The sequence below is a fragment of the Streptomyces sp. NBC_00259 genome, assembly GCF_036181745.1.
GTDB classification, from domain to species: Bacteria; Actinomycetota; Actinomycetes; order Streptomycetales; family Streptomycetaceae; genus Streptomyces; species Streptomyces pratisoli.
On sequence record NZ_CP108080.1, the window covers coordinates 8,075,604 to 8,100,548 of the forward strand.

The window sequence follows — 24,945 nt, forward strand, 5'->3', positions numbered from 1 at the left end:
GCCATGAATGGAGCACGCATGAACACGACCACCACCACCGCTGCGGTGCGCACGGTCGGCATCCTGGGTGCGGGGAAGGTCGGTACCGTGCTGGCACGCCTGGCCCTGGCAGCCGGCTATCGCGTACTCGTCGCCGGATCGGGCGACCCGGCCAAGATCGCACTCACCGTCGAAGTGCTCACGCCCGGCGCCGTCCCGGTCACCGCGGCAAGGGCCGCGGCGGAGGCGGATGTCGTCATCCTGGCGCTGCCGCTCGGCAAGTACCGCACCGTGCCGGCGGAGGCGCTGCGGGGCAGGCTCGTCATCGACGCCATGAACTACTGGTGGGAGGTCGACGGCATCCGCGAGGACCTCACCGACCCGCTCACCTCCTCGAGCGAGATCGTGCAGGCGTATCTGCCCGGAGCCCGGGTGGTCAAAGCGTTCAACCACATGGGCTACCACGATCTCGAGGATGGCGCCCAGCCCGTGGGGGCGCTGGGACGCAAGGCGATCGCGATCGCCGGTGACGACCCGGACGACCTGGCCACCGTCGCGGACCTCGTCACCGCTTTCGGCTTCGACCCCGTCATGGCAGGTCCCCTCGCCGACGGAGTACGGCTCGAACCGGGCACCGAGCCTTTCGGCGCGAACGTCGATGCCGGGGAGCTGCGTGCGATGCTCGTCCGCTTCACGGAATCGGAGCGCGGACGGGCCGTGACCAGCGCGAGGGCGGCCGCCTCGGCGTCGAGCGGCCGGGCAGCCTGACCGCCAACCCTGTGCTCGGCGTCCCGCCGCGCCGGCGTCGGCAATGCCACCCTCTACCGGAACTTCGCGGACCGGGCCGCCCTCGTCCACGAGGTCGTTCTCTCCGTCCTGAGCCGCATGACGGACCGGGCGGAGGAGGCGGCCGCCGAGGAGGCGGACCCGTTCGCCGCGCTGAGCCGGTTTGCCCACGCGGCCGCCGATGAGCGGATCGGCTCGCTGTGCCCGATCTTCTCGGCGGCTTCGACAAGGACCATCCCGAACTGCACGCCGAGCGCGACCGGCTCGAAGAGGCCGTCCAGGGCCTTGTCGACCGTGCGCAGGCGGCGGGGCGGCTCCGCTCCGACGTCGCCGTCGGAGACCTGATGGTCGCGTTGTCCCAGCTCACCCGGCCGCTGCCGGGCATCGGATGCCCGGGCATCGACCGGTACACCCATCGCCATCTGCAGCTGCTGCTGGACGGACTCGAGGCGCCCGCGCGCTCCGAACTGCCTGGTACGGCCGCGACCTTGGAGGACCTGCGGCGCCACCCGTGACCAGCAACACGCCGTCATCCGCATCCCCGACCCGTCATCCACAGTCCGTGATCCGAAATCCGTAGTACGGAAGCACTTATGCCCGGCGCCCCGGGGCCGACTCGTCCGCACGCGCCGGTACGACCGTTTCTCACGCTTACGCAACCCCTAGGTGGCTACCTCCATGTCAAAAACAGCCAAGTCTCAGCTCCGGGACTCCGCCCGCCCGGACCCGAGCCGCTGGAAAGCCCTGGTCTTCATAGCCCTGGCCCAGCTGATGGTTGTGCTCGACGCGACGATCGTGAACATCGCCCTGCCGTCCGCCCAGCAGGACCTGGGGATTTCGGACGGCAACCGGCAGTGGGTCATCACGGCCTACGCCCTCGCCTTCGGCGGACTGCTCCTCTTCGGCGGGCGCATCGCCGACCTGTGGGGCCGTAAGCGCACCTTCGTGGTCGGTCTGCTCGGCTTCGCCGCCGCGTCCGCGCTCGGCGGAGCCGCGAACGGCGAGGCCATGCTGCTCGGTTCGCGCGCGCTCCAGGGTGCCTTCGGCGCGCTGCTCGCGCCGGCCGCGCTCTCGCTGCTCGCGGTGATGTTCACCGACGCCAAGGAGCGGGCCAAGGCGTTCGGGATCTACGGCGCGATCGCCGGTGGCGGTGGCGCGGTCGGTCTGATCCTCGGCGGGTTCCTCACCGAGTACCTGGACTGGCGCTGGACCTTCTACGTCAACATCCCCTTCGCGGTGATCGCCGCCGCGGGCGCGTACTTCGTCATCCGTGAGCCGGCCGGCGGCCGCAACCGCTCGCCGCTCGACATCCCCGGCGTCATCCTCTCCACCCTCGGTCTGGTGACGCTGGTGTACGGCTTCACGCGCGCCGAGGCCAACGGCTGGTCGGACTCCACGACCATCGGTCTCTTCGTCGCCTCGGCGGTCCTGCTCGCGGCCTTCGTGTTCACCGAGTCCAAGGTCCGCTCGCCGCTGCTGCCGCTGCGCGTCCTGACCGAGCGCAACCGCGGCGGTGTCTACCTCTCGCTGGGTCTCGCCATCATCGCGATGTTCGGCCTCTTCCTCTTCCTCACGTACTACCTGCAGGTCGTGAAGGGGTACTCGCCAGTCAAGACGGGCTTCGCCTTCCTCCCGATGATTGCGGGCATGATCACGGGCTCCACGCAGATCGGTGCCCGGCTGATGACCCGCGTCGCGCCTCGGCGGCTCATGGGGCCCGGCTTCCTGGTCGCCGCCACGGGCATGCTGCTGCTGACCCAGCTCGAGATCGACTCCTCGTACGCCGGACTGATCCTGCCGGCGCAGCTGCTGCTCGGCCTCGGCATGGGTATGGCCTTCATGCCGGCCATGTCCCTGTCCACGCACGGCGTCGAGGCGCGGGACGCGGGCGTCGCCTCCGCGATGGTGAACACCTCGCAGCAGGTCGGCGGCGCCATCGGCACGGCCCTGCTGAACACGATCGCCGCCTCCGCGACCACGTCGTACATCGCCGCGCACGCGGCGGGCGCGACCGGTCCCCAGGCACAGCAGACGCTGCAGATGCAGGGCCTGGTGCACGGCTACTCCAGCGCCATCTGGTGGGCCGTCGGCATCCTGGTGGCGGCCGCGGCCATCGCGTTCACCTTCATCAACAGTGGGCGGCCGGGGACCGGCGCGGCCGCGTCGTCCGCAGACGGCACCGGTGAGGGCGCCGAGGACGGGGTGAGGATCCCGGTCGTCGCGCACTGACCTCGCGAGACTCGGGCCGACGTCCAGTCCGATGTCCAGTCCGATGTTAAGAACTCTTGTGCCTGATGACCTGTGGGAACGCATAGCCCCGCTGCTCCCGGCCCGGCCGCCGCGGCGCCACCGGTATCCCGGCCGCCGATGCCGGCGGATGACCGCGCGGCCCTGCGGGGCATCGTTTATGTGCCGTGCAAGAGCGTGAGTTGGAGAGACGTCCCCGCGGAGCGGATCGGCTGCAGCGGCGTGACGTGCCTGGCGCCGCCTACGGGACTGGACTGACGCCGGGGTTTGGCCCCGCCTGCACGAGGTCCTCCCGGCCGAGCTGAGGACAGCCGGCCTGCTGGACATGGACGACAACGCGATCGATGCCTCGCACGTCAGGGCCCTCGAAGGGGGGCTCACACCGCACCTTCGCCGGTCGACCGGGCCCGGCCCGGCAGCAAGCACCATGTGATCACCGACCGGCACGGAACCCCGCTCGCCGTCTCCCTGACCAGCGGAAACCGGCACGACATCACCCAACTCCTACCGCTGCTGGACGCGATACCTCACACCCGCGGACTACGCGGCCGACCCCGGAGCCGGCCCAGACGACTGTTCGCCGACCGCGGCTACGACTTCGACAAGTACCGCCGCATCCTCCGCGCCCGCGGCATCACCCCGAAGATCGCCCGCCGCGGCGCCCCGCACGGCTCAGGACTGGGCAAGACCCGCTGGGTTGTCCAGCGGACCTTCGCCTGGCTCCACCAGTTCAAACGCCTACGGATCCGATACGAGATACGCGCCGACCTCCACGTTGCACCCCTCCAACTCGCCTGCAGCATCATCTGCTTGAGACGACTCCGCACCTCATTCTGAAACGATCAGCAAGTTGCACCGCCGCATCCGTGAGCCGTTTTCAACCTGGCGGAATCACAGGTGAGTTGGCGTGAGGGGTGGGTGCGGGAAGAGGTGAAGCTCCTGGTAGAGGGGTTGCCGACCAAGATCAACCTGTCCGCCCGGAGCTTCGTGTGCTTGTCCACCCATCGGGACTCGATCAGTTCAGCCCTGCAGTTCCTGGCCGGGAAGCTCACTGCCCTGCGCCGTGAACGCGGAACCGGTGGAGCCGGCTCGCAACGGACCGGCAGGCCCTGCTGGTCCTGGCCCATCTGCGGTGCGGGCACACCTACGCCCAGCTCGCCACCGGGTTCGGCATCAGCGTCAGTACCGTCTACCGGTACGTGACCGAGGCCGCCGAGCTACTGGCCGCCCTGGCTCCCGACCTCGCCGAAGCAGTACGAGCCGCCTCCCGCAAAGCCTTCGTGATCCTGGACGGAACCCTCCTATCGATCGACCGCACCGCCACCGACCAGCCCTTCTATTCCGGCAACACAAGAAACACGGCATGAACGTGCAAGTCCTGGCTGCCCCGGCAGGCAGACTGCTGTGGGCCTCGCCCGCGCTGCCCGGGGCCGTTCACGACATCCGCGCGGCCCGCGAACACGGCATTCCCGACTCCCTGACCGAGGCCGGGTTGCGTCCAGGGAAGTGGTGTACGGCTTTGGCCTGATCCGGGGGTTTGCTCCGGCATCGGGATGAGGCCCGCATAGACGAACGGCCACCGGCTGATCTTCGAAGTGTCGAAGCCTCGAAGGAGATCAGCACGATGACCGCACCCGACAGTCTGCCCCTGCACGCCCTCGCCGAGAACAACCTTGCCGCGGCGAGTCCCGATCTGCTGCGCGCGATGGTCAAGACGTTCGCCGACGCGCTCATGTCCGCGGAGGCCGACGCCCTCTGCAATGCCGAATACGGGCAGGTCAGCGACGAACGCGTCAACCACCGCAACGGCTACCGCCCACGCGAGTGGGATACCAGGGCCGGCACCGTCGAACTCGCCGTCCCCAAACTCAGGTCCGGCAGCTACTTCCCGCACTGGCTCCTCGAACGCCGCCGCCGGGCCGAGCAGGCCCTCATCTCGGTGGTCGCCACCGCCTACCTCCTCGGCGTCTCCACCCGCCGGGTCGAGAAACTCGCCGAGTCCCTCGGCGTCACCCAGCTCTCGAAGTCCCAGGTCAGCGCGATGGCCAAGCATCTCGACGAACACGTCGCCGCCTTCCGCAACCGGCCGCTCGACGCCGGCCCTTACACCTTCGTCTGGGTCGACGCCCTGACCCAGAAGGTCCGGGAAGGCGGCCGCATCATCAACGTCCATACCCCGGTCGCGGTGGGCGTCAACGCCGACGGGCACCGGGAGATCCTGGGCCTGGACGTCACGACCGCCGAGGACGGCGCGGGCTGGCTCGCCTTCCTGCGCTCGCTCGTCGCCCGTGGCCTGTCCGGCGTCCAGCTCGTCGTCTCCGATGCCCACGCCGGTCTCGTCGACGCGATCGGCGCCACGCTGCCCGGCGCGTCCTGGCAGCGCTGCCGCACCCACTACGCGAGGAATCTCCTGAGCCAGGTCCCGAAGTCGGCCCAGCCCTGGGTGGCCACACTGCTGCGGACCGTGTTCGAACAACCCGACACCGACGCGGTGACCGCCCAGATGGCTCACGTACTGGACGCTCTGGAAGCCAAGTTCCCCAAAGCGGCAACCCACTTGGACGCCGCCCAGCACGACCTGCTGGCATTCACCGGCTTCCCTCGTGAGCTCTGGCGGCAGATCTGGTCGAACAACCCGCAGGAACGGCTGAACAAGGAGATCCGCCGCCGCACCGACGTGGTCGGCGTCTTCCCCGACCGCACCGCCGTCGTCCGCCTGGTCGGCGCGGTCCTGGCCGAGCAGAACGACGAGTGGACCGAGGCCCGCCGTTACATGGGCCTCGACCTGCTCGCCAAGGCCCGACTCCACCCGATCGAGTCAGAAACCGACGAGACCGCACTGCCCACCGAACTCACCGCATAGCCTCAAACAAGAGATCACCGAGTGGCCGTCGATACACCACTCCAGCGGACGTGACCCGAGGCCGGCATCCGCTGTTGGGCCGACAAGGGGTACCAAGGAGCCGGCGGAACCATCAGCGTGGCCTACGGCGGCCGCTGGGACAAACTCTCCACAGGCCACAAGCAGTCAACCGCGCCCATGCCAAAATCCGTGCGCTGGGTGAGCAGGCTATGGCCACGCTCAAGACCTGGCGACTGCTGCGCAAGCTACGGTGCAGCACCACCCGCATCACCAGCCTTGTCCAAGCCGTCCTCACCCCCCACCTGACCTGCTCAAACCAAGGTTGAAAAAGCCTCAGTGCGTATGGCGTCCACGGAACCCGGAGGAGGAAATGCACTCTGCCGCAGACCCGCGAGCTCAGGATCGGGGCGGGCGAGGCTCTATTCGGGCTGTGCCCGCCATGGCAAGCGGCGTAGTTCCTCAGCAAGGGCCCGGACTGCGGACTCTCCGTAGCGTCGCGCCCACAAGTTGAGCAACTCCTCGTTGTCCAAAAAGAACTTCCAGTCGCTGATCACCCCCTGCCTCACGAACAGAAACGGCACGGGCGATTGGAATGGCCGGAAGTTCGGGTTGTAAATCGCAGTCCCCTCGTTGCCTTCGTAGAACGGCCCGAACAAGATCCCATCGTCCGCATACGACGGAACTGCAAGATGCTGTAGGACGTCGTCAAAGACGCCCTGGGCACGATCAGGCGGCAAGTCGGTGAAGACGACGACGATTACTTTGTAGTCGGCATCGTCACCGCCAGTGGGTTGAGTCTCCAGGAACAGTCTCTTGTAACCGTTCATGAGCTCGACAACGTCTGCCTCGCCCCGGTCGGCGATCTGCTCCGGAGCGAGCCAGAGGACCTTGCGTTCCAATGACCCAGGCACGAAGGGACAGACGGCCCCAGCGCGGCCGAGATCCTTGTGAGGCTTGACCACGAAGGTCTTGATCCAGTCGGTGACGGCTTGAAGCGCTTCTAGATCGCTGTCCGCGAGCTCTGCCGTCCTGCTGTCCTCCTCGAGATCCTCGAGGAGGAAGAGATTGGTGTTCGGCTGTTTGCGCGTGACGGACATCTGCGCCTCCTTCGGCGACGCCCTCAGTATGACCAACTCCTCCGCCATTCGCACCCGTGACGTCCCCTGGTCTACACCCTGGTGGAGCAAGCCGGAGAATAGCGGCGGTCAAGGCGCGTCGTGCTCGTTGGACAAGGCGACCGAGGCGAGAGCGTCTCGCGATCAGCTAAATCTATGTCGCAGCGCACTGCCGAGGTGGGCTTTACTAGATCGAGGAGCGGCGCTACTCAGGTTGAGCTCCGTATTGATGAGCAGTGGCTGCGCATGGTGAGATCGATGGGCCGCTGCCCGCCTAAGGGGCCTGGCGGGGGACTACGGGGAGAGTGATCGAGCTGGGAAGCAGGCGACCCGTGAAAACGCGGTTGACGGCCTCATGGTGATAGGAATCGTCGTAGTCACGCTCCCAGCCCGGGGTGGCCCCGCGGCCCTCAGCGGGTGAAATCTCAACGCGCAGGTGATGTCCTGCCGCGATGCGTCCGGTGGCCGCCATCATTTCCACCTCCACCTTGACGACTTCGTCGGGCAGTAGAGGCAGGGCGTCTTCGCGTCGGTGCGTGTGCCAAGGGCGCTCGGCGGTGGAACGTTCGGGATCAAGAACCCGATGCGAGGCCTTGAGACATCCCCAGGTGAGCGGGGCAACCGATTCAGGGTCGCGCGTCTGGTAGGTGACTTCTCGCTGACCGTCCATGACGCGTAGCGCGACGAAGAAGTCGGCGTCGGCCGACGTGGACGCGACCCACAAGACGGCCCGGAAATGACCCGCCAACTCGAGGTCCTCGTCGAAGGGGGTTGATTCGAACACCGCCATCGGCAGCCCGGGGGCCGCAGCCCGCACATCGGCGGAATACTCAGCAGTTCCCATGTGCTCGGGCAGCTGCGGAGTGATGGTTCTGTGCCCGTGCCCGTGCCCGTTGCCGGTGTCGAGGTAGAGTTTGCGGTATTCGGTGCCGGGGACCGGCCAGGTGGCTGCGTCACGCCATTCGAAGCCTCCGTCGCCGGTCCGCATGATCATGCGGACCGGCGACGGCTCCCGGACCGGCTCCTCTCCCTTGAGGAACCGGTCGAAGAACGCTTCCAGTTCGGGCCGACAGTCCTCATACATGTATGAGCTGTAAGCGGCGTCCAGGACCAGCAGTTGTTTGAAAGGGGACGACAGCTGTGAGAACGCTTCGAAACCGGCGCGCGAGTGAATCATCAAGGTCTGGCTCACCGCCGTGAGGACGGGGATGTCGATGCCGGCGAAATCAGCCGACAGGAGCCCCTCTCCCGCGTAGTAACCGTCGTCCCACGGGTGGCTGGCCAACTCATCAATAAAGTCTACGGCGTCAGCATTCCGGCCTCTTGCCTTGCCCACCATCCCCTCCCACCACCAACGGCGGTAGTTCTTGAGGAGGATGCCTCCCGGATACGCCAGGTCGCGATAGGCGTCCGAGTCCGATGAAAGGGGAGCAATCGCTTTGAGAGCGGGCGGCTGCAGAGCAGCGACGTTCCACTGGATGGTTGCGTTGTACGAGCCGCCGTAGAGTCCGACGTTGCCGTTGCTCCAGGACTGTTCGGCAGTCCATTGGATGGCGTCGTAGTAGTCGAGTGCTTCCTGCTTCGAGAACGGATTCAGCGTTCCCGGCGTGTTGCCCACTCCGCGGCCGTCCACTCGGATGACGACATACCCACGCGGTACCCATGTGCTGGCGTTTGCGCTGACCGCGTTTTCCGAGTACCGGAAATACGAGGGGATGCCGTCGGTACTCTTCTCGAACCAGGCGGCTTCCTTCTCCTCACTCGCAGCGTGGTCTGCCTCACTGAAGACCGAGCCCGTCTCGAACGCTCTACCGTAAACCCCCAGCCGCATGAGGACCGGGTAGGAACCGGCCTCCAGGGGGCGGAAGACGTCTGCCAGGAGATAGCTCCCGTCGCGAGTGGGGATCTTGACGTCCCGGAAGAGCTTGATGCCTGCAAGAGCACGCCGCAGGTGGTTGCGTGCCTCAGCAGATCCTCGGAAACGGAGCCCGAGCTCGCCGAATACCGCGCGGACGGCGTCCGACGTCGCGAAGGACTCCGCGTCGCGCTCGAACGAAATGTCTTCGGCATGGACGCTGACCACGTCGCGGACGGTCTTGTCGATCGTCACGCCGCTGCGTAGGTCTGCCTCCCGCCCCAGGCTCTGCACGAAGCGCGCACGATTGACTGTTCCCGGGAGCGTGGGATCTGGATCCCCCGTCGCGGCGCTGTCATGCAGACTCGCCAGCGTCAGATGCGCAGCTGCAGCCGCGGTGCCGATGACCAGGTTGTCGATGAAGAAGGTCACCGTCTCGCCGGCCTGATAGAAGAACCTCCCCGTCTCGTCGGTCACGCCCTCATGGGTAGACGTCCGATAGCCCAGGCCCACGAAGGGCCCGTCACGGAAGTCACCGGTCAGCGGCCCCTCAGAAGGTGTTGGCTGCGATGCACTCATTATTTCTCTCCGCGTATTACTTGGCTGATCGGGTGGGACGGCGGATGTTCAGAGACCATCGATCACGGTGATCGCGTGGAATGGGGTGGGCGGTGCGGTGAAGAAGGGCGCCACCGCGGTGGAGAACGTGGTGAACCCCTCGGTCTTCACGAACACATCGGTGTGGTGCTCCATCGACTGCCACAGGGCGGCGAGCAGGAGGACGCCTTCCCGGTCAACGGCGCGGAGCAGTTGCAGGTCCAAACAACCGTCGGCCTCTTCAAGGGTCGGCACCTGCGATCGGACGACGGACTCGAACTCGTCTTCTCTGCCCTGCGCGACCGCAAGCTGGACAACTTCCCAGACAGCCATGCTTCTCCGCCCTGTGTTCAGTCTTCTTCGCGGGCGGCAGGCGGCCCGTGAAAGCTATTCGCCTTGTCATGCTATGGAGTTGACAGATTCTGCTGTGCTCCGCCCGCGAGAACTACTTCTTCGGCGGCAGCGCCATCGGGAGATTGTGCTTCACCTGATGGAGCGTGAACACCCAGCCGTCCTCGGTCCTGAGCAGGCGGGAGTCATAGCGGCCGATCATGGTGAGTGCCAGCGCCCCTTGCACCATGTTGAATCCGAAGGGCCAGCCGTTGTCGGGTTCGGGCCGAGCGTCGGCGTTGGACTCGACTACCACAAACTGGGCGCGCATTCGCGCCGTGTCGCCGGTGATTTCCACGATGTGGTCGGTGGTCAGGTAATGCATGCCGCGCCCGGCAGGCAGGGAGCTGTTCTGCATCATGGCGCGGATACTGGCGTGGCCGATCACGTCCGCGCCGTGTGCGATGTACTCATCTCGGCCGTACCGGCTGAATATCTGGAATTCCCCATCCGGGGCGAACAGTTCCGCGAGGGCTTCTCCGTCACGTTCTTCGAGTGCCTGCCCATACCGTGCAAGAAGTTCGGTGATTTCATGCCTGTCACTCATGGAGAGATCCTTCTGTGGTCGAGCTCGGTGGGTGTTTCTGTCGTCTGAAAGGAGAGGGGATCGCCGTGTTGTCCGACCGGCGCCGGATGGAATCCCGGACGTGTCACTCAAGGACGCGGACCGGCGTGCCGGCGGCAAACGCTGCGATGTCCTCGACGGCGTCTTTGTAGAAGGTCTCGTAGTTGCCTTCTGTCACGTAGCCGATGTGCGGGGTGACGACGGCGTTGTCCAGGCTTCGCAGTACGTGGTGTGCCGGCAGGGGCTCGATGTCGAACACGTCGAGTGCTGCACCGCCGATCCGTCGCGCCTGCAAGGCGCCGACCAGTGCGTCTTCGTCCACGATGGGGCCTCGCGAGGTGTTGACCAGTAGAGCCGTCGGCTTCATGGAGGAAATTTCGGTCGCTCCGACGAGGCCGCGGGTGCGGTCGCTGAGAAGCAGGTGGATCGACAGCACATCGGAGCTGGTGAACAGCTCCTGCTTGGACACGGCGGTCACACCGTGTTCCGCGGCTTTCTCGGCTGTGAGGTTCTGGCTCCAGGCGATGGTCTTCATGCCGAACGCCCGGCCCACCCGGGCCACCCTGGATCCGATCCTGCCGAGTCCCAGCAAACCGAGCGTCTTGCCCTCCAGGTCGGAGCCGACGCTCAGCTGCCACCCGCCTTCGCGTACCAGCCGCGTCTCGCCGGGAATGTTCTTTGCCGCAGCGAGGATCAGAGCCCAGGTGAGCTCCGGCGCGGCCGAGAAGCGGGAGTAGTCCGTACCGCACACCACGATGCCCTGTGCGTTGGCGGCTGGGATGTCGATGGCGGCGTTGCCCATCCCGGTGGTGACGAGCAGCTTCAGCTGACTGAGTCGACGCAGTACATCGGACGGGAACGGCGTGCGCTCCCGCATCGCCACCACCACATCGAAATCGGCTAGCTGCGCTACGACTTTGTCCGCGTCAGGAAGAGGCCCGTGGAATACCTCCACGTGGGCTTTCAGGGAATCCCAGTCGGCAAACTTCCTTGCCACGTTCTGGTAATCGTCAAGCACTGCGATGCGCATGTTATCCATTCCGTCCAACGCCTCCGTCGAATGCGAGGATCCTGAAGCAGTCAGTGGGAGAAAACCTTTCCCCTGCCAGCCTGTCGCCTCGTGCGTGCGATTAATTCAGGGCAATTCCATGCCCGAGGGGTGGAGAGCCACTCGAGGCGGCGCATGGCCAGTCGGATGCCCGCCCCGTGTGTCGATCTAGCAAAGCGGGGTCGGCGTCGACTTCCCATGGCAGTCTCCTTTTTCGGACGGCCAAGCGATCTCCTCCGATGACCAGGCGAAGCCCGGACCCGCACTGCTGATAGAGGTCTATCACTTGCGCCTCGATTGGGGCAAGTGATAGACCGGTATCAGTTAGCTGCCCGGCCACCCAACGGGGCGGCGAGACGGCAACGTTGATCTACGACTGCGCGTGCCACGAACATCACAGCGCCTGAGCGGCGGGACGTATCGGGCAAAGTTCAACGCGGAAGGATCTGGAAATGACGATGACCCCTGAGGGGATCAAGGCAGAGGCTCAGGTGCGGGTACGGGCCCGCAAGAGGGCAGCATCGCTGAGCTACTCCACTGGTTTCGGCAACGAGCACAGCAGTGAGGCCCTGGCGGGGACGCTGCCGGAGGGACGCAACAACCCTCAGCGCCCTGCACACGGCCTGTACACGGAGCTGCTGTCCGGCACGGCGTTCACCGAACTCCGGCCGATCACTCGCCGGACCTGGCTCTACCGCATCCGTCCATCGATCGTGCACCCGCCTTTCAAGCGCATCGATCACCCGAGCCTGCTCACGCCGCCGTTCACGGAGGTTCCCATAGAGCCGAGGCTGCTGTTCTGGGCGCCGAGGCCGGCGCCTGCGGCAGGAACCGATTTCGTCTCCGGCCTGTGGACCCTGGGCGGCAACGGTGATCCCGCCCTGCGTAGCGGCATGGCGATCCACCTCTACACGGCCGACACGTCCATGACCGATCGCGTGTTCAGCAATGCTGACGGCGAATTGCTGATCATGCCCGAGCTGGGCGGTTTGCTCATCCACACCGAACTCGGTCTGCTGAGCGTGCAGCCCGGCTCGGTCGCCCTGATACCCCGTGGCATCAAGTTCCGCGTCGAGATCCTGGGCGCCGCCGGCCAGGAAGACGCCCCGGCGTTCGTCCGCGGGTACGTGTGCGAGAACTTCGGCACGCCGTTCGCCCTCCCGGAACTCGGCCTCATCGGCGCCACGGGACTGGCGAACGCCCGCGATTTCCGCGCCCCCGTTGCCGCCTATGACGATGAAGAGCGGCCGTTCGAGGTGATCCACAAGGTCGCCGGAAATCTCTGGAGCGCCACCTACGACCACTCTCCGCTGGACGTCGTGGCGTGGCACGGGAACAGCGTCCCCTACGTATACAAGCTCCATGACTTCCAGGCCCTGGGCACGGTCAGCTTCGATCACCCGGATCCTTCGATGCTGACGGCGCTCACTTCGGTGACCAGCACACCGGGCCTGCCCAACATCGACTTCCTCATCGTGCCTTCCGTATGGTCGGTTGCAGAGAACACCTTCCGGCCCCCGTGGTACCACCGCAACGTGAGCACCGAGTGGGTCGGTGTGATCGAGGAGGCGCCGAATCCGGGCGGCTACCTGCAGGGCATAAGCACTCTGACCAACATGATGACCTCGCACGGGATGGGAGAACCCGTCTGGGAGGCTGCCACTCAGGCCGACCTCGTGCCGGAGAAGTCCGAGGGGATGATGGTCATGCTGGAGACGCAGTGGCCGATTGTGGTCACGGCGCAGGCGGCTCAGGCGGTCGGCTCCCCCGACGGTGAGGTGCTGCGCAGCGAGGCAAGCCTCCCGAGAAATTTCCGTTACTGACACCCTGAGCCAGCACGGTGCCTCAAGCGGCGGCCCGGCGCACAGTTCATCCCTGCCCCATTCCCGGACAGGGGAACGGCGGCGTCGAGGCCGCGGCTTCGGTGTGGCACTCTGCTAATCTGTCAGTCATGTCTGGGCCAGGTGATTCGTCAAATATCTCTGCGGTAAAGCAGCCGACGCTGCGCCGTGACGCATCCCGGAACGCTCGGCGCATTCTTGATGCCGGTCGCGCGGTACTCAGGGAGAACCCGCAGGCTTCCGCAGACGATATCGCCAGAGCAGCAGGTCTCGGAATCGCCACTCTTTATCGCCGATTCCCGACTCGGGACGACCTGGTGCGAGGCGTTATCTGGGATATTTTCGCGACGGATATCGCTCCGGCTCTGACGAAGGCAGAGGGCGAAGCAGACCCGCGCACAGGGCTGCGCATTGCTTTTGAGGCGGCTATGAGGACGGCAGCTGAGGAGCGGATTGCTTATCCAGTAGGGATGACACTGGAAATGGCACAGTCGTTTCTCGGCCCGGCAAGCCGATTGATCCGTCGCGGCCAGGAGCAGGGTTTCCTGCGGCCCGACCTTGACCCAGAGAACGATACGTTGCGGCTCCTTCTGATGCTCCTGAGCGTACTGCCCACGTTCAGCCGGCACAGCGAAGGATGGAACCGCTACCTAGAACTCGTGATGGAGGCGCTGACCCTCACCCCCACGGAGCCGCTTCCACCGGCTGAAGCCATTGTCGATCGATTTCAGCGTGCATGAGAAGGTGCGTCATTGAGCGGGGGCTCGCGCGACAGCCGTCCGGGTTCCTGCTTGCCCGGCCCGGCCGATAATGAACCACCATCGAGCCCAGAGACGTCGTGCACGGGCGCCCGCCGGCTTCGGCCCTGGGGGTGTTCGCAGTGTCAGGCGCAATGCTGCTTTGCCTCAGGCGCTGTCGTCACCTGACGGCGGTCATGGCAAGTTCCCCCAGGGTCGGGTTGTCGCCCCACTGACGGCCTCGGGATTCCCCATGTGCGGACAGACATCTCCCCGCTCGCTTTGGACGCAACCCGCTCGGCGAGGCCCGGGCAGGTGAAGAACAGCAGGCCCGCGCCGGCCTCGGCGCCCGCTGGATTTGCGTCCTCTGGCGCCTGCTGGCAGGACCACACCCTCCATGACCCCGCATTCCACCTCAGCAACCGCTCGGAGGCCGACCTGACGGCCTGAACACCACTCGCCGCGTCGGCGGCGACCACGAGGTGATCGAAACGTCACCCCGCGGCTCTTCGGCATGCCCTCAATCAGCTTCCAGCCGATCATGTCAACACGGCACAGACCCACGGAGGTTGACAGGGCGAGTCTGCGTGGTCCACCTCCTGCGGAACTCCTTCCGCTATGTCGCCCGCCAGGACGCGGCCGTCAACGGCCTGATTCAGTCGAGCCTTTTCACCACGGCTTCGAACTGCCTGACCAGAGCGGGCAGGGACCGTCCGTCGAGCTGGTCGACGACCCGCTTGCGGGCACTCGCCAGATGAACGGGGTAAGCAGCCCGGAGACGTTTCAGCCCGTCCGGGGTGAGCGAGGCCACATGGCCCCGGCCGTCGCCTTCATGGCGCCGCTTGACCACCTGTCCCCGAGCTTGAAGCGTCTCCACGATCCGGGTGATCCGACTCGCCGACAGGGCGCAGGCCGCGGCGAGTTCCGTCATCCGCAGCTCCTGGTTCTCAGCCTCGGAGAGGTTCACGAGGACGATGTAATCGGTGAGCGACAGGCCCGTGGACCGCAGCAGGTCTGCGTCCAGCGAGCGCGGGAGCGCGATCATGACACGCATCAGGGCGCGCCAGAAACGTTCTTCGTCGACGTTCAGCGAATCAGCATCACTCACGCCTGTAATTTACTTGCGCAGTCAAGCGAGTTCAAGAGTGATCAGATGTAAGGTTGGGGCTTCCCTCAGAGGGCGTTTAATCTAGGTGGATTGCCCTTTATCTCCTAGTAGTACTTCGTTAGGTTGATTTGGTGGTGTGGTGTTGGTTCGGGCATGGTGGTGCGGTGGACTTGGGGGAAGTTGAGGAACTGCGGGGCGAGTTGGCTGCGTTCGTGGCTGAGGTGTTCGCTTCGGTGTCGCGCCGGGATCAGCGGGCGAAGGGTGACTGCTATCTGCGTGGGTTGATGCTGGACGGTCGGAGGAAGTCGATCCAGCCGATGGCTGAACGGCTGCCGGATGGTGACATGCAGGCGTTGCAGCAGTTCGTGAACCAGTCGCCGTGGGACCACGCGGCGGTGCTGCGGGCGGTTGCCGTCAAGACGGTGCCGGTCGTTGATCCCGTGGTGTGGGTGATCGATGACGTGTCGTTCCCGAAGGACGGGAAGATGTCGGTGGCGGTGGCCCGGCAGTGGTGCGGAGCCCTGGGCAAGCAGTCGAACTGTCAGGTCGCGGTCAGCTTGCATGCCGCGTCGGACACTGCCTCCGTGCCGATCTCGTGGCGGCTGTTCGTGCCGGCCGAGTGGGACCAGGACGCCGAGCGCCGGGCCAAGGCGGGGGTGCCCGAGGAGGTGGGGCACCGGGAGAAGTGGCGCCTGGCTCTGGATCTGATCGACGAGGCGATCGCCTGGGGCCTGACACCCAGGGTGATCGTCGCGGATGCCGGATACGGCCAGAACACCGCCTTCCGGCAGGCGCTGGTCGAGCGGGGCCTGGACTTCGTCGTCGCCGTGCGGGCGGATGAATCCGCCCACCCCCATCACGCGGTCCCCACCGTGCCCGACTGGAACGGAAGGGGACGCAAGCCTGCTGCCCGCTACCGCACCCCGGCGCTGCCGCTGAAGGCCCTGGCCCCTGCAGAGGGACGCAAGAGCTACCGGCAGGCGACCTGGCGCAAGGGCTCCAAAGGCCCGATGCGCTCGAGGTTCAAGGTCCACACGGTGCGTCCGGCCGGAGTCGCGACCCGCAGACACGCCATCGCCCAGGCCGGCGGCTCCACCGCCTGGGACGGCGTTCTGCCCACGGCCACCCTGCTCAGCGAGTGGCCCACCGCAGAGAAGGCGCCGACCGAGTACTGGCTGACCAGCCTGCCCGCCGACACCCCGTTGCGGCACCTGGCCCGTCTGGCGAAGATGCGCTGGCGCATCGAGCACGACTACCGCGAGATGAAACACGGCCTCGGCCTGGACCACTTCGAGGGCCGCACCTGGCGCGGCTGGCACCACCACGCCACCCTCGTCACCGCCGCCCACGCCTTCCTCACCCTCCGCCGCCTGGACCCAAAAGCAACAGCGCCGGCCTGACCTTCTACCAAGTCCTCCACACCCTGCAGGACCTGCTGCTGTGCTGGACCGGCGCATGCCCCACCTGCCACCGCCAATTACCAACACCAACGAGGAAACAACACCCTCCACCCAACTCAACCTAACGAAGTACTACTAGTACGTTCCTCGCCAGGTGGGTGTAGTCTCGTCCGTTATGCGCTTGGTGAGATTGTTGATCGAGGCGACGTGGATCATGGCTTCGGAGCTGGCGGGCAGCGTCTCGTAGTCGCGGGCGAGACGCCGGTGCATCATGATCCATCCAATACTTCGCTCGACAACCCAGCGCCTTTTGACAACGTGGAAGCCACGAACTCCCGGAGTTCTATTGACGACTTCGACGTCGATTCCGAGCTTGGCTCCGTGTTCGATGACGGCGTTTTTGAAGCCGGTGTCGACCCAGCTCTTGGAGATGGTCGGGTAGGTCTTCTTGGCCTGGTCGAGGAGCTGGATTCCCACGGCGTTCTCGGACAGGCTCGCGGCGGTGACGGTCACGGCGAGGAGCAGGCCGAGTGTGTCGGTGAGGATGCCCCGCTTGCGGCCAACGATTTTCTTGGCGGCGTCGGTTCCCTGGCTGGTCAGGGGCACGTTGGTGGAGGTCTTCACGCTCTGGGTGTCGATCACGGACGCGGTGGGTTCGGGCTTGCGTCCTTCCTTCACGCGGGCCAGGCCGGTGAGGTCGTGGTTGAGCTGGGTGAGGATTCCCTCGTCGCGCCAGGCGGCGTAGACGGTGGCATGGTCGGGAAGTCGTGCGGGAGGTATTTCCAGGGGATTCCGGTGCGGTTGACGTAGAGGAGTGCGTTGAAGATGTCGCGCAGGTCGACCTTGGCCGGCTGCCCGGTGGGCCTGCGGTCGAGCCGGGCCTTTCTCCAGGCCGTCAATGTCGGTTCGAGTAAGGCCCATCGGGCGTCGGACAGGTCGCTGGGGTACGGCTTCCGCTGGCTCACGCCGTAGCGTGATCATGGATTGCGGTGGTCGGCGCTATTCCGCTACTGCTGGGCGTTTCTGCCTGATCTTCAAACCAGACGGACTTCATGCTCGAGAACCGGAGCAAACGGGCGGGCAAGTCTGCCGCTCGATGGACGCGAGGGTGCGCGTATAGGATAAACACCCCAAGCGTGACGGCCGCGAAAGTTACTTACCGACACAGGTCATCTCTAAATGCCCACATCAGAGGTCCTAACGGAAGCCGATTTCGGTGTGACTGTCGGCTTGGATGCTCGTTGGTCCGGTGGTGGGGAAGAGGGAGTCTCGTCCGTGGATCGTGTCGGATGAACTGTGGGCACTGATCGAGCCGTTGCTGCCGGAGCTGGGGCCGAAGCTGGTCGCGGGGCGGCCGCGGGTGCCTGACCGGCAAGCGCTTTGCGGGATCTTGTTCGTTCTGCACACCGGGATCCAGTGGGAGTACCTGCCGCAGGAGCTTGGTTTCGGATCTGGCATGACCTGCTGGCGGCGTCTGGCCGCGTGGAACGAGGCCGGCGTATGGGACCGGCTGCACGCTGTCCTTCTGACGAAGCTGCGGGCGGCGAGGCAGCTGGACTGGTCCCGGGCGGTGATCGACTCCAGTCACGTGAGGGCCGCTCGGCGGGGCCCAAAAGCGGGCCGAGCCCGGTCGACCGCGCTCGGCCGGGCAGCAAGCACCACGTCATCGTCGACGGGCAGGGTGTCCCGCTCGCGGTGTCGCTGACCGGCGGGAACCGCAACGACGTCACTCAGCTGATACCCCTACTCGAGAAGGTGCCGTCGGTCCCCGGTCTGGTCGGACGACCACGCAAGCGGCCCGAGAAACTGCTTGGGGACCGCGGCTACGACCACGACAGGTACCGACGACTGGTCCGGGCGCAGGGCATCAAACCGGTGATCGCCCGCCGCGGTATCTCGCACGGATCCGGCCTCGGCATCCATCGATGGGTCGTCGAGCGCACCATCGCCTGGCTCCACGGTTTCCGCCGCCTCCGCATCCGGTGGGAGCGACGCGACGACATCCATGAAGCCTTCCTCGGCCTCGCCACCTGCCTCATCACCCACCGACACGTCCAACGCCTTTGTTAGGACCTCTCAAGGCCGGGTAGTTAACGTTTCCGCAGGTCACGCAAGACAGTTGAGGGTGTGCCCGGCGTAGAGCACGGAGCTCGTTGGTACAGGCAGTCGACCAAGACAGCTTGTTCCCAAGGAGCTCCTTGCCGTCTCATCATGTCCTGTCCGTCCCGGTGACGGCCATCATGGAGAGCTGAAGTACCGGTGGCGGGCCGTCGACCAGGACGGCAACGTGCTCGACATCCTGGTGCAGAGCCGCTGGGACAAGGCCGCGGCCAGGCGTTTCTTCCGCCGCCTGATGAAGAAGACCCGTACGATGGCCCCGGTTGGTCATCACGGACAAGCTCCGCTCCTACGGCGCCGCCCACCGCGAGGTCATGCCCTCCGTCGAGCACCGCTCCCACAAGGGCCTGAACAACCGGGCCGAGAACAGCCACCAGCCCGCCAGACAGCGTGAACGCGCGATGAAGGGCTTCCGCCACGTCGGCGCGGCCCAGCGGTTCCTGTCCGCGTTCAGCGGCATCTCGCCCACTTCCGCCCCCGCCGCCACCTGATGACCGCCACCCAACACCGCGCCGAAGTGGCCATCCGCTTCGCCATCTGGGACGAGATCACCGGCGCTGCTGGCCGGCCCACCACGGCCTGGACCACAGGCCCGGAAACCCGGCACCACCGTCAGCGGAGCGGCGATCTCGTTGTCGGTGTCATCGGCGGTAGGGATGCGTCGATTCTGATGCAGCAAGATTTCTCGTTGGGATGCGACGGCTGCTCACACCGCGCTTCTCTCCCACATGCGGTTCCGGGGAGGGGCGCCGGGCCGGGGCGGCACTCGGTTCACTTCTGCTTTTCTGGGCCATCAACTGCAGGGCGGCGATGCCGCCCTTGTCCGGGAAGCCAGAGATCCGGCAGACGTTCACCCCCTACTCGCCCACGGTGCCGGCCGTTGGAGTGAAACACGCGGTGCTCGTTGGGGGCGATCGCGTAGGCCAGCATGGCGGGGGAGTAGACCTGGCTGAGTCGAAACTCTCCGTCGTAGCCGTCGTCGTTCCGGTCGAAGTCGGGGCGGCCGGTTTCTGCAGGCGCGGCCTGGACGGCTTGTTCGATCCGGGACTCGTCGGTGACGTTGGCGACTAGCTGGTGGGCGGAGCCGCCGGCGGCTTCGATCGGTCGGACGGTTCCCTCCAGGGTCTCGGCTGTGCGGTTGCCGACAGCCACCAGCAGGCCCTCAGCGGCCAGGGCGAGGGTGGACGCCCGCCCGATGCTGCTGCCGCCTCCGGTGACGAGGGCTGTCTTGTCTGCGATTTGCTGGGCCATTTCCTTGTGCCTTCTTTCAGTCTTTGGCGTGCAGGGGTGGTGGGTCGGGGCGGTGCGGCCCGGGCTGATCTCCTAGAAGGCGTGAGCGCCGAAGCGGCCCCAGGCGACGAACGGTGACGTTCATCAGGGACCCCGCTAAAGGAGTTGAACCTTCAAGTGGAAGCTACGGCTTGTCGCTTGAATCGTCAAGTCCCTCAACTTGAAGCTTCAAGTCGAAGTAGCGCCTCTTTGACTTGACGCTTCAAGCTATGGTGGTAGGCATGGACACAAACGAGCCCCACTGGTTGACCGATGAGGAGCGGCAGTCCTGGTTGGCGCTGTTCATCACGCTGCTCCGGCTGCCAGCGGCACTGGACGCCCAGCTTCAGCGGGACGCGGACATCAGCCACTTCGAGTACCAAGTGCTGGCTGGGCTGTCCGAGGGTCCCGAACGCACCCTGCGGATGAGTACGCTCGCCGTGCTCGCCGCAGGCTCGCTGTCGCGGCTGTCACACGTGGTCACGCGACTGGAGAAGCAGGGCTGGGTGCGCCGCACGCCCGATCCGACGGACGGCCGCTACACCCTCGCGATCCTCACGGACGCCGGCCTCGAGAAGGTCGTGGCCACAGCTCCCAGGCATGTCGAGGAGGTCAGGCGCCTGGTGTTCGACCCGCTCACCAAGGCCCAGGTCAAGCAGCTGCGCGAGATCGGCGGCCGTATCAACCGCGCGATCGGCCCTGAAGGCCTGTACCCCGGTCAACTGCCAAACTGACGCCACACCCCCTGTACTGCCGACACCGCCCTTCCGGACGGCGACCCTACTCACCGGCGTCGGCGACTGGGGCCGCGACTCCGCCCGGTCCTGCTTCTACGTATTGGGTCCATCCAGTCTGTCGAGAACGAGGCCGGTCCCGGCGAGGAATCCGCTGAGGATGCGGTGCCTTTACTGCAGCGCCTTGAGTCGCCTGCGCAGCACCAGGGGGTGCGCCAGACGGCGCTTTGCACGCCGTGCTGCTGCACGTCGGCGAGGGTGATGACGCTCTTTGAAAGCGGCTCTGACCGCGCTCGGGTGCACTGTTGATCTTGCCGGTGTGGATCTGCTCCCGGAACTCCTTCGTGGTGGACGTGAGCGCGCCGGTGAGGATCACGCCGGGGGCCAAGACATCGGTGCGGACACCGGGCTTGCCGTCGATGTGGCCCGGCGCCTGCGACGACGGCGAACCTGTCCTTGAGTCGCTTCTGTCCATGTGTTCCGCAGCTCTCGGCGCTCGGCTGCGGCGGAGATCCAGAAGTGAGTTGCTGCGCAAAGCAAGTGTCTTCATATGGTTCTCCAGGCAAGTAAATGGAAACCGGGTCGTGTGTCGCAGCGACGGATCAGTCCAGGACGACCGCGCTCGTGCGGTGTGTGTTCGCGTCCTCGATGCAGCCACGCAGACGCATCACGTCGTGCGGAGGCAGGGCGGGGCTGACGACGCCGGCGAAGAGGCGGTCGCCCATCCGCTGGAGGCCGGCCTTGTCGTTCCGGGCGGCTGTGGAGCGGCGGCAGGTCTCCCAGAGGTCACTGGCAGCGAGTTGGACGACTTCGGAGTCCTGCTCCCCGTGGGTCGCGACTTCGAAGACCAGGGTCGTATTCGACGCGGCGGGCGTGCGCTCGGGGCGGGTCTGGGTCGCGTCCGCGAGTGCGGACCACAGGACCAGGGTGAGGGGCAGACTCGCTGCGGCCACCGTCACGGTGAGTGCTCTGCGTCCCGGGCGGGCGGGGGCCACGGCCGGGCGCTCCTCCAACGAGACCGTTTCGTGGACCGGTGGTGCCGTCAGGGCCGTCAGGCGTGCGGCGAGGCGGCGCTCCGCGCCCGGCCCGGCGCTCGCGCCGGCGATCTTCTGGATGACCATCGCGATTGCGGAGAGGACCGCGCCCGCGACCATCAGTACGGGCACGAACACGAAGGTGCGCTGCGTGCCGTTCAGCGCATCCGGATCGGTGGAGGCGAGCCAGGCGAAGCGGTGTCGGGTGGGCGTCCTGGTCTGCTCCAGTCGGCTGCGCACATCCTCCGCGCGGGCCTCGGACTCCTCCAGCCGGTTCTCCAGCCGGGCGAAACGGGTGAGCAGCAGGACGGTGGCGAGGAAGACCTCGACGATGACGAGCAGGACCGCGGAGATCAGGGCCCGCTGCCATTCCCATCTGGTCAGGTAGAGCACCGTGTAGTAGCCGGCGTAGGCGGCGGACAGTGCGCCGACGGTGTAGCCGGCGAGCCGGATGGTCGTCACGCTGCCGACTCCTGTCGTGCCTGAACCGGGAGGGAGGCGGCCCGGGGGAGGTCGCACACGGTCACCGCGCCCGTCGCGCCGTCGACGGCCAGCGGCGTGCCGGTGGGGAAGCGCTCGGTTGCTCCCGGTACGCCGACCGCGGTGGGAATGCGGTATTCGCGAGCGAGGAGAGCCAGGTGGGACAGGGGGCTGCCGGTCTCCGCCACGAGCCCGGCCAGGTCCGGGAGCAGGGGAGCCAGTGCGGGATCCAGGAAGCGGACCACCAGCACCGGGTGGTCGGGGCGCTCACCCTGGCCGTCCCAGGCCGTGCCGGTGCCGAAGCCGCCGCCCGACCCCTGCCCCGGCGTACGGGGACCGGACTTGGGCTCGGCCACGGGAACGCCGGCCGCCAGACGGAACTCGTCCGGCAGCACACCGGCGTCCGTACGCGGCATCCGTTCGGCGAAGTCGGCCGGAAGCCCTTCGCCCCGTGCCACCCGCACGAGTTCCTCCCACCGCAGCAACACCAGGCGGGACAGGCCGAGTTCGCAGGCACCCACACCGAGCCGGCGCGCCAGTTCCCTCACCATCTGGGCCTGCATCTCCTGCACCCAGCGGACGCGCAGTCGCAGCCCCTCACGCACCGGCAGCGCTCCCACACCCCGCGGCAACGCGGTGCGCCCGAATCTCTCAGGCAGAGGTGCGCGGTCGGCCAGCGTGGGCGGCAGCAGAGCGAGCAGAACGGGGTGGCGTTCCACCAGTTCCTCATCCTGCAGTCCCCGGGCGCGGCCCTCGGCCAGCTCCGCAAGCGCCTCTCCCGCGGCCGTGGCGCCATGTCCCCCGTCGAGCAGCGCACCGGCGAGCGACTCCTGGGCGTGCAGGGCCGACAGCACCTTGCGGCCCCAGCCGACCGCGTCCAGCAACTGCCCGCCGAGCATCTCCCGAGGCGGCGGGAAGTCGGCCAGCGCGCGATCCACATCCGCCATTAGGTCGACCGCCAGCAGCGGCAGAGCGGTGCGCAGCCTGCCCACTCGCCATGCCGCCGCGGCACGGCGTGCCCCCGGCGCGGGATTGAGGCGCTCGAGGAACGGATGGCGGGAGGGCGCCGCACCCAACAGCCGCAGATCGGCCACGGCACGACCCTGCACGGTGGTCACCACCGGCACCTTGCGCAGCCGGCGCCGGGATGCCGCTCCGGCGACGTCAAGGGCCACGGTCAGGCCGTGGGACATCGGCGTCATCCACAGGTCCTCCTCCAGCGGCTGGAGAACGGAAGGGAGGGTTTCGGCGACCGGGCCGGGGCCCAGCAACCGTGCGCCGCGCGGCGGGCGCGTGGCCATGGCCGTGATGGGCCGAGCCTGGAAAAGCCACAGGCGTTCCTCGGCGTCGAAGCCGAACTCCATGTCCTGCGGGCTGCCGAAGACCTGTTCGGTCTTCTTGGCCAGCGCCACCAGAGGTGCGGTTCGCCGGTGCGGGAGCAGCCGGTCGTCGCGGGCTTCGGCCGGTTCGGCCCGCACGAGCCGGCCACGCCTGGTCAGCTGGTAGCGCACTCCTTGAGTGCTGCCGTCGACCAGTTGGTCCGGGCCGCCGCGTACCGCGCTGACCAGGATGCGGTCGGTACGCCCCTCAACCGGGTCGGCGCCGAACATCACGCCTCCCACGGCCGACGTGAGCAGGGGCTGGACCAGCACGGCCATCCCGTCGCCCGGCAGGGCATCCGGGGACTGCCGCAGGGGCCGCACCTGCCGGGCGGAATCCAGCACGGTGCGCACCGCCGCGGTGAACTCCTCCCAGCCCCGCACGTCCAGCACCGACTCGAAGCGCCCCGCCATCGACGAGTACTCGGTGTCCTCGTACACGGAGGAGGAGCGCACGACGACCGCACGCGCGGAACCGTGTGCACCGGCCAGCGCCTGCCAGGCGCCGCGCACCGCTTTCTGTCCGGTGGGGGCCTCGGGCGCCCGCTTGGCGGGCACCAGTACGAAGCCGGGCAGCACGGGCAGCCCTGCCACTGCGGCGCGGGCCAGGTGCGCGGCCTTGGCGCCGGTGAGGTTCGGGTCCTTGGCCTCAGGGGCGTCCAGCGGTACGACCGCCAGTTCGAGATCGTCGATTGACATGGGTCACTACTCCTGTGAATGCGTGAAAGCGTGTGCCGGCCCTTGATCGGAGGCCCGCTTGGCCTCGCCGTAGGCCACGACCCTGGACGGGGTCGGTGCGACGCGGCGGCGTCTGCGGAGTCTTGCGACGCCGTAGGCCACCACGGTCACGGTGGCGAGCACGGCGATGCCGATCGGACCGACGGAGTGCAGGAACTCGACGGCGGCAGCCCCGGCGAAGTAGCCGAGCAGCACATTGCCGATGCCCCAGACCAGCGACGCGGCGGTGCTGTAGACGAAGAAGCGGCGGTACGGCATGCCCGACGCGCCGGCGGCGTAGGGAAGGAAGGTCCGCACGAAACCGATGAACCGGCCGGTGAACACCGCCGCGCCACCGTGACGCCCCAGGAAGGCCTGGGCCCGTCCGTGCCGGTGATGGCGGCCGGCCCTGCGTGAGCGCCGTCTGCCGGGATGACGCGCGCACCGACGGCCCAGCGCATAGCCGAGGTTGTCGCCGGTGATTCCTCCGGTCACGACTGCGGCGGCCAGGACCAGGACGTTGAGGTCGCCTCGGCCCGCGATGGCGGACGCGAGGAGAATGACGGTCTCCCCGGGGACCAGCAGCCCGATGAAGGCGCTGGTCTCACTGGCTGTCGCGGCAAACACGACAGCGTAGGACCACCATCCGGCCGCCTCGATGAAACCATCGATGTCCAAGGTCC

The 24,945-nt window shown here is 66.9% G+C and carries 18 protein-coding genes and 6 pseudogenes; 13 read left to right on the plus strand and 11 right to left on the minus strand.

Annotated features, from left to right (window positions below):
• The first annotated feature begins 3 nt into the window (after window positions 1-3).
• The 7 genes and pseudogenes from OG766_RS36210 to OG766_RS36240 all read left to right on the plus strand — a co-directional run.
• Entirely contained in the window at window positions 4-747 is a 744-nt protein-coding gene (locus tag OG766_RS36210) for an NADPH-dependent F420 reductase (RefSeq protein ID WP_328727348.1), read from the plus strand.
• Between the two features lie 9 nt (window positions 748-756).
• Window positions 757-1,280, plus strand: a pseudogene (locus OG766_RS36215) (TetR/AcrR family transcriptional regulator); the annotation flags it as partial.
• A gap of 163 nt (window positions 1,281-1,443) precedes the next feature.
• Window positions 1,444-2,994 carry an MFS transporter gene (locus OG766_RS36220; RefSeq protein ID WP_328727349.1) on the plus strand — a complete coding sequence of 517 codons (1,551 nt, stop codon included), beginning with the start codon at window positions 1,444-1,446 and terminating at the stop codon, window positions 2,992-2,994.
• Window positions 2,995-3,037: 43 nt separating this feature from the next.
• Window positions 3,038-3,849: pseudogene (locus OG766_RS36225) on the plus strand (IS5 family transposase).
• Window positions 3,850-4,001: 152 nt separating this feature from the next.
• Window positions 4,002-4,507, plus strand: a pseudogene (locus OG766_RS36230) (transposase family protein); the annotation flags it as partial.
• A gap of 129 nt (window positions 4,508-4,636) precedes the next feature.
• Complete coding sequence (locus OG766_RS36235) at window positions 4,637-5,875, plus strand: IS256 family transposase (protein WP_328727350.1); 1,239 nt, start codon at window positions 4,637-4,639, stop codon at window positions 5,873-5,875.
• 57 nt (window positions 5,876-5,932) lie between these two features.
• A pseudogene (locus tag OG766_RS36240) lies at window positions 5,933-6,201 on the plus strand (transposase family protein); the annotation flags it as partial.
• A gap of 93 nt (window positions 6,202-6,294) precedes the next feature.
• On the opposite strand, the gene OG766_RS36245 reads toward OG766_RS36240, so the two are convergent.
• The 5 genes from OG766_RS36245 to OG766_RS36265 all read right to left on the minus strand — a co-directional run bounded on the left by OG766_RS36245 (window position 6,295) and on the right by OG766_RS36265 (window position 11,427).
• Window positions 6,295-6,972: a DUF6875 domain-containing protein gene (locus tag OG766_RS36245; RefSeq protein WP_328727351.1), complete on the minus strand. Its 678-nt coding sequence runs from the start codon at window positions 6,970-6,972 to the stop codon at window positions 6,295-6,297.
• A 292-nt stretch (window positions 6,973-7,264) separates the two neighbouring features.
• The gene (locus OG766_RS36250) at window positions 7,265-9,322 is read right to left on the minus strand and encodes a CocE/NonD family hydrolase (RefSeq protein WP_328727352.1); all 2,058 of its coding nucleotides are present in this window, start codon (window positions 9,320-9,322) and stop codon (window positions 7,265-7,267) included.
• A 150-nt stretch (window positions 9,323-9,472) separates the two neighbouring features.
• A complete protein-coding gene (locus OG766_RS36255; protein ID WP_328727353.1) occupies window positions 9,473-9,775 on the minus strand; it encodes a putative quinol monooxygenase in 303 nt (100 codons plus the stop codon).
• A gap of 112 nt (window positions 9,776-9,887) precedes the next feature.
• Window positions 9,888-10,379 carry a nuclear transport factor 2 family protein gene (locus OG766_RS36260; protein ID WP_328727354.1) on the minus strand — a complete coding sequence of 164 codons (492 nt, stop codon included), beginning with the start codon at window positions 10,377-10,379 and terminating at the stop codon, window positions 9,888-9,890.
• Window positions 10,380-10,482: 103 nt separating this feature from the next.
• Window positions 10,483-11,427 (minus strand): D-2-hydroxyacid dehydrogenase family protein, encoded by a 945-nt coding sequence (locus OG766_RS36265; RefSeq protein WP_328727355.1) that lies wholly within the window; start codon window positions 11,425-11,427, stop codon window positions 10,483-10,485.
• Window positions 11,428-11,897: 470 nt separating this feature from the next.
• On the opposite strand from OG766_RS36265, the gene OG766_RS36270 reads away from it, so the two are divergent.
• Together OG766_RS36270 and OG766_RS36275 are read left to right on the plus strand one after the other, a co-directional pair.
• The gene (locus tag OG766_RS36270) at window positions 11,898-13,268 is read left to right on the plus strand and encodes a homogentisate 1,2-dioxygenase (RefSeq protein ID WP_328727356.1); all 1,371 of its coding nucleotides are present in this window, start codon (window positions 11,898-11,900) and stop codon (window positions 13,266-13,268) included.
• A 128-nt stretch (window positions 13,269-13,396) separates the two neighbouring features.
• On the plus strand, window positions 13,397-14,026 hold the full coding sequence (locus OG766_RS36275) for a TetR/AcrR family transcriptional regulator (protein WP_328727357.1): 630 nt from the start codon (window positions 13,397-13,399) through the stop codon (window positions 14,024-14,026).
• A 652-nt stretch (window positions 14,027-14,678) separates the two neighbouring features.
• Here OG766_RS36275 and OG766_RS36280 read toward each other — a convergent pair.
• Window positions 14,679-15,131, minus strand: a complete 453-nt coding sequence (locus tag OG766_RS36280; protein ID WP_328727358.1) for a MarR family winged helix-turn-helix transcriptional regulator — start codon at window positions 15,129-15,131, stop codon at window positions 14,679-14,681.
• Between the two features lie 164 nt (window positions 15,132-15,295).
• On the opposite strand from OG766_RS36280, the gene OG766_RS36285 reads away from it, so the two are divergent.
• Window positions 15,296-16,531: an IS701 family transposase gene (locus tag OG766_RS36285; RefSeq protein WP_328727359.1), complete on the plus strand. Its 1,236-nt coding sequence runs from the start codon at window positions 15,296-15,298 to the stop codon at window positions 16,529-16,531.
• A gap of 135 nt (window positions 16,532-16,666) precedes the next feature.
• Here OG766_RS36285 and OG766_RS36290 read toward each other — a convergent pair.
• Window positions 16,667-17,496 (minus strand): annotated as a pseudogene (locus tag OG766_RS36290) (IS5 family transposase).
• 269 nt (window positions 17,497-17,765) lie between these two features.
• On the opposite strand from OG766_RS36290, the gene OG766_RS36295 reads away from it, so the two are divergent.
• Together OG766_RS36295 and OG766_RS36300 are read left to right on the plus strand one after the other, a co-directional pair.
• A protein-coding gene (locus tag OG766_RS36295) for an IS5 family transposase (protein ID WP_328727360.1) occupies window positions 17,766-18,601 on the plus strand; the annotation gives its coding sequence in 2 pieces (ribosomal slippage) (window positions 17,766-18,135 and window positions 18,135-18,601; 837 coding nt in all).
• 172 nt (window positions 18,602-18,773) lie between these two features.
• Window positions 18,774-19,128 (plus strand): annotated as a pseudogene (locus OG766_RS36300) (IS6 family transposase); the annotation flags it as partial.
• 292 nt (window positions 19,129-19,420) lie between these two features.
• Here the strand turns inward: OG766_RS36300 and OG766_RS36305 are convergent.
• Window positions 19,421-19,900, minus strand: coding sequence for an SDR family NAD(P)-dependent oxidoreductase (locus OG766_RS36305; protein WP_328727361.1), 480 nt, complete (start codon window positions 19,898-19,900; stop codon window positions 19,421-19,423).
• A gap of 260 nt (window positions 19,901-20,160) precedes the next feature.
• Here OG766_RS36305 and OG766_RS36310 point away from each other — a divergent pair, with 260 nt between their 5' ends.
• Window positions 20,161-20,652: a MarR family winged helix-turn-helix transcriptional regulator gene (locus tag OG766_RS36310; protein WP_328727362.1), complete on the plus strand. Its 492-nt coding sequence runs from the start codon at window positions 20,161-20,163 to the stop codon at window positions 20,650-20,652.
• A 602-nt stretch (window positions 20,653-21,254) separates the two neighbouring features.
• Here OG766_RS36310 and OG766_RS36315 read toward each other — a convergent pair.
• Genes OG766_RS36315 through OG766_RS36325 form a run of 3 tightly spaced genes read right to left on the minus strand, consistent with a single transcriptional unit; the run spans window position 21,255 to window position 24,940 of the window.
• Window positions 21,255-22,148, minus strand: coding sequence for a hypothetical protein (locus OG766_RS36315; protein ID WP_328727363.1), 894 nt, complete (start codon window positions 22,146-22,148; stop codon window positions 21,255-21,257).
• Window positions 22,145-24,244 (minus strand): PEP/pyruvate-binding domain-containing protein, encoded by a 2,100-nt coding sequence (locus tag OG766_RS36320; RefSeq protein WP_328727364.1) that lies wholly within the window; start codon window positions 24,242-24,244, stop codon window positions 22,145-22,147. The genes OG766_RS36315 and OG766_RS36320 overlap by 4 nt, the downstream gene beginning before the upstream one ends.
• Before the next feature lie 6 nt (window positions 24,245-24,250).
• A complete protein-coding gene (locus tag OG766_RS36325; protein WP_328727365.1) occupies window positions 24,251-24,940 on the minus strand; it encodes a DedA family protein in 690 nt (229 codons plus the stop codon).
• Window positions 24,941-24,945 lie beyond the last annotated feature (5 nt).

Excerpts from the sequence above, each read along its gene's own strand:
- OG766_RS36310 (WP_328727362.1), top strand. The coding sequence starts at position 20,161 with ATGGACACAAACGAGCCCCACTGGTTGACCGATGAGGAGCGGCAGTCC.
- OG766_RS36305 (WP_328727361.1), bottom strand. The coding sequence starts at position 19,900 with ATGGCCCAGCAAATCGCAGACAAGACAGCCCTCGTCACCGGAGGCGGC.
- OG766_RS36265 (WP_328727355.1), bottom strand. The coding sequence starts at position 11,427 with ATGCGCATCGCAGTGCTTGACGATTACCAGAACGTGGCAAGGAAGTTT.
- OG766_RS36275 (WP_328727357.1), top strand. The coding sequence starts at position 13,397 with ATGTCTGGGCCAGGTGATTCGTCAAATATCTCTGCGGTAAAGCAGCCG.
- OG766_RS36260 (WP_328727354.1), bottom strand. The coding sequence starts at position 10,379 with ATGAGTGACAGGCATGAAATCACCGAACTTCTTGCACGGTATGGGCAG.
- OG766_RS36235 (WP_328727350.1), top strand. The coding sequence starts at position 4,637 with ATGACCGCACCCGACAGTCTGCCCCTGCACGCCCTCGCCGAGAACAAC.
- OG766_RS36220 (WP_328727349.1), top strand. The coding sequence starts at position 1,444 with ATGTCAAAAACAGCCAAGTCTCAGCTCCGGGACTCCGCCCGCCCGGAC.
- OG766_RS36245 (WP_328727351.1), bottom strand. The coding sequence starts at position 6,972 with ATGTCCGTCACGCGCAAACAGCCGAACACCAATCTCTTCCTCCTCGAG.
- OG766_RS36255 (WP_328727353.1), bottom strand. The coding sequence starts at position 9,775 with ATGGCTGTCTGGGAAGTTGTCCAGCTTGCGGTCGCGCAGGGCAGAGAA.
- OG766_RS36270 (WP_328727356.1), top strand. The coding sequence starts at position 11,898 with ATGACGATGACCCCTGAGGGGATCAAGGCAGAGGCTCAGGTGCGGGTA.
- OG766_RS36320 (WP_328727364.1), bottom strand. The coding sequence starts at position 24,244 with ATGTCAATCGACGATCTCGAACTGGCGGTCGTACCGCTGGACGCCCCT.
- OG766_RS36210 (WP_328727348.1), top strand. The coding sequence starts at position 4 with ATGAATGGAGCACGCATGAACACGACCACCACCACCGCTGCGGTGCGC.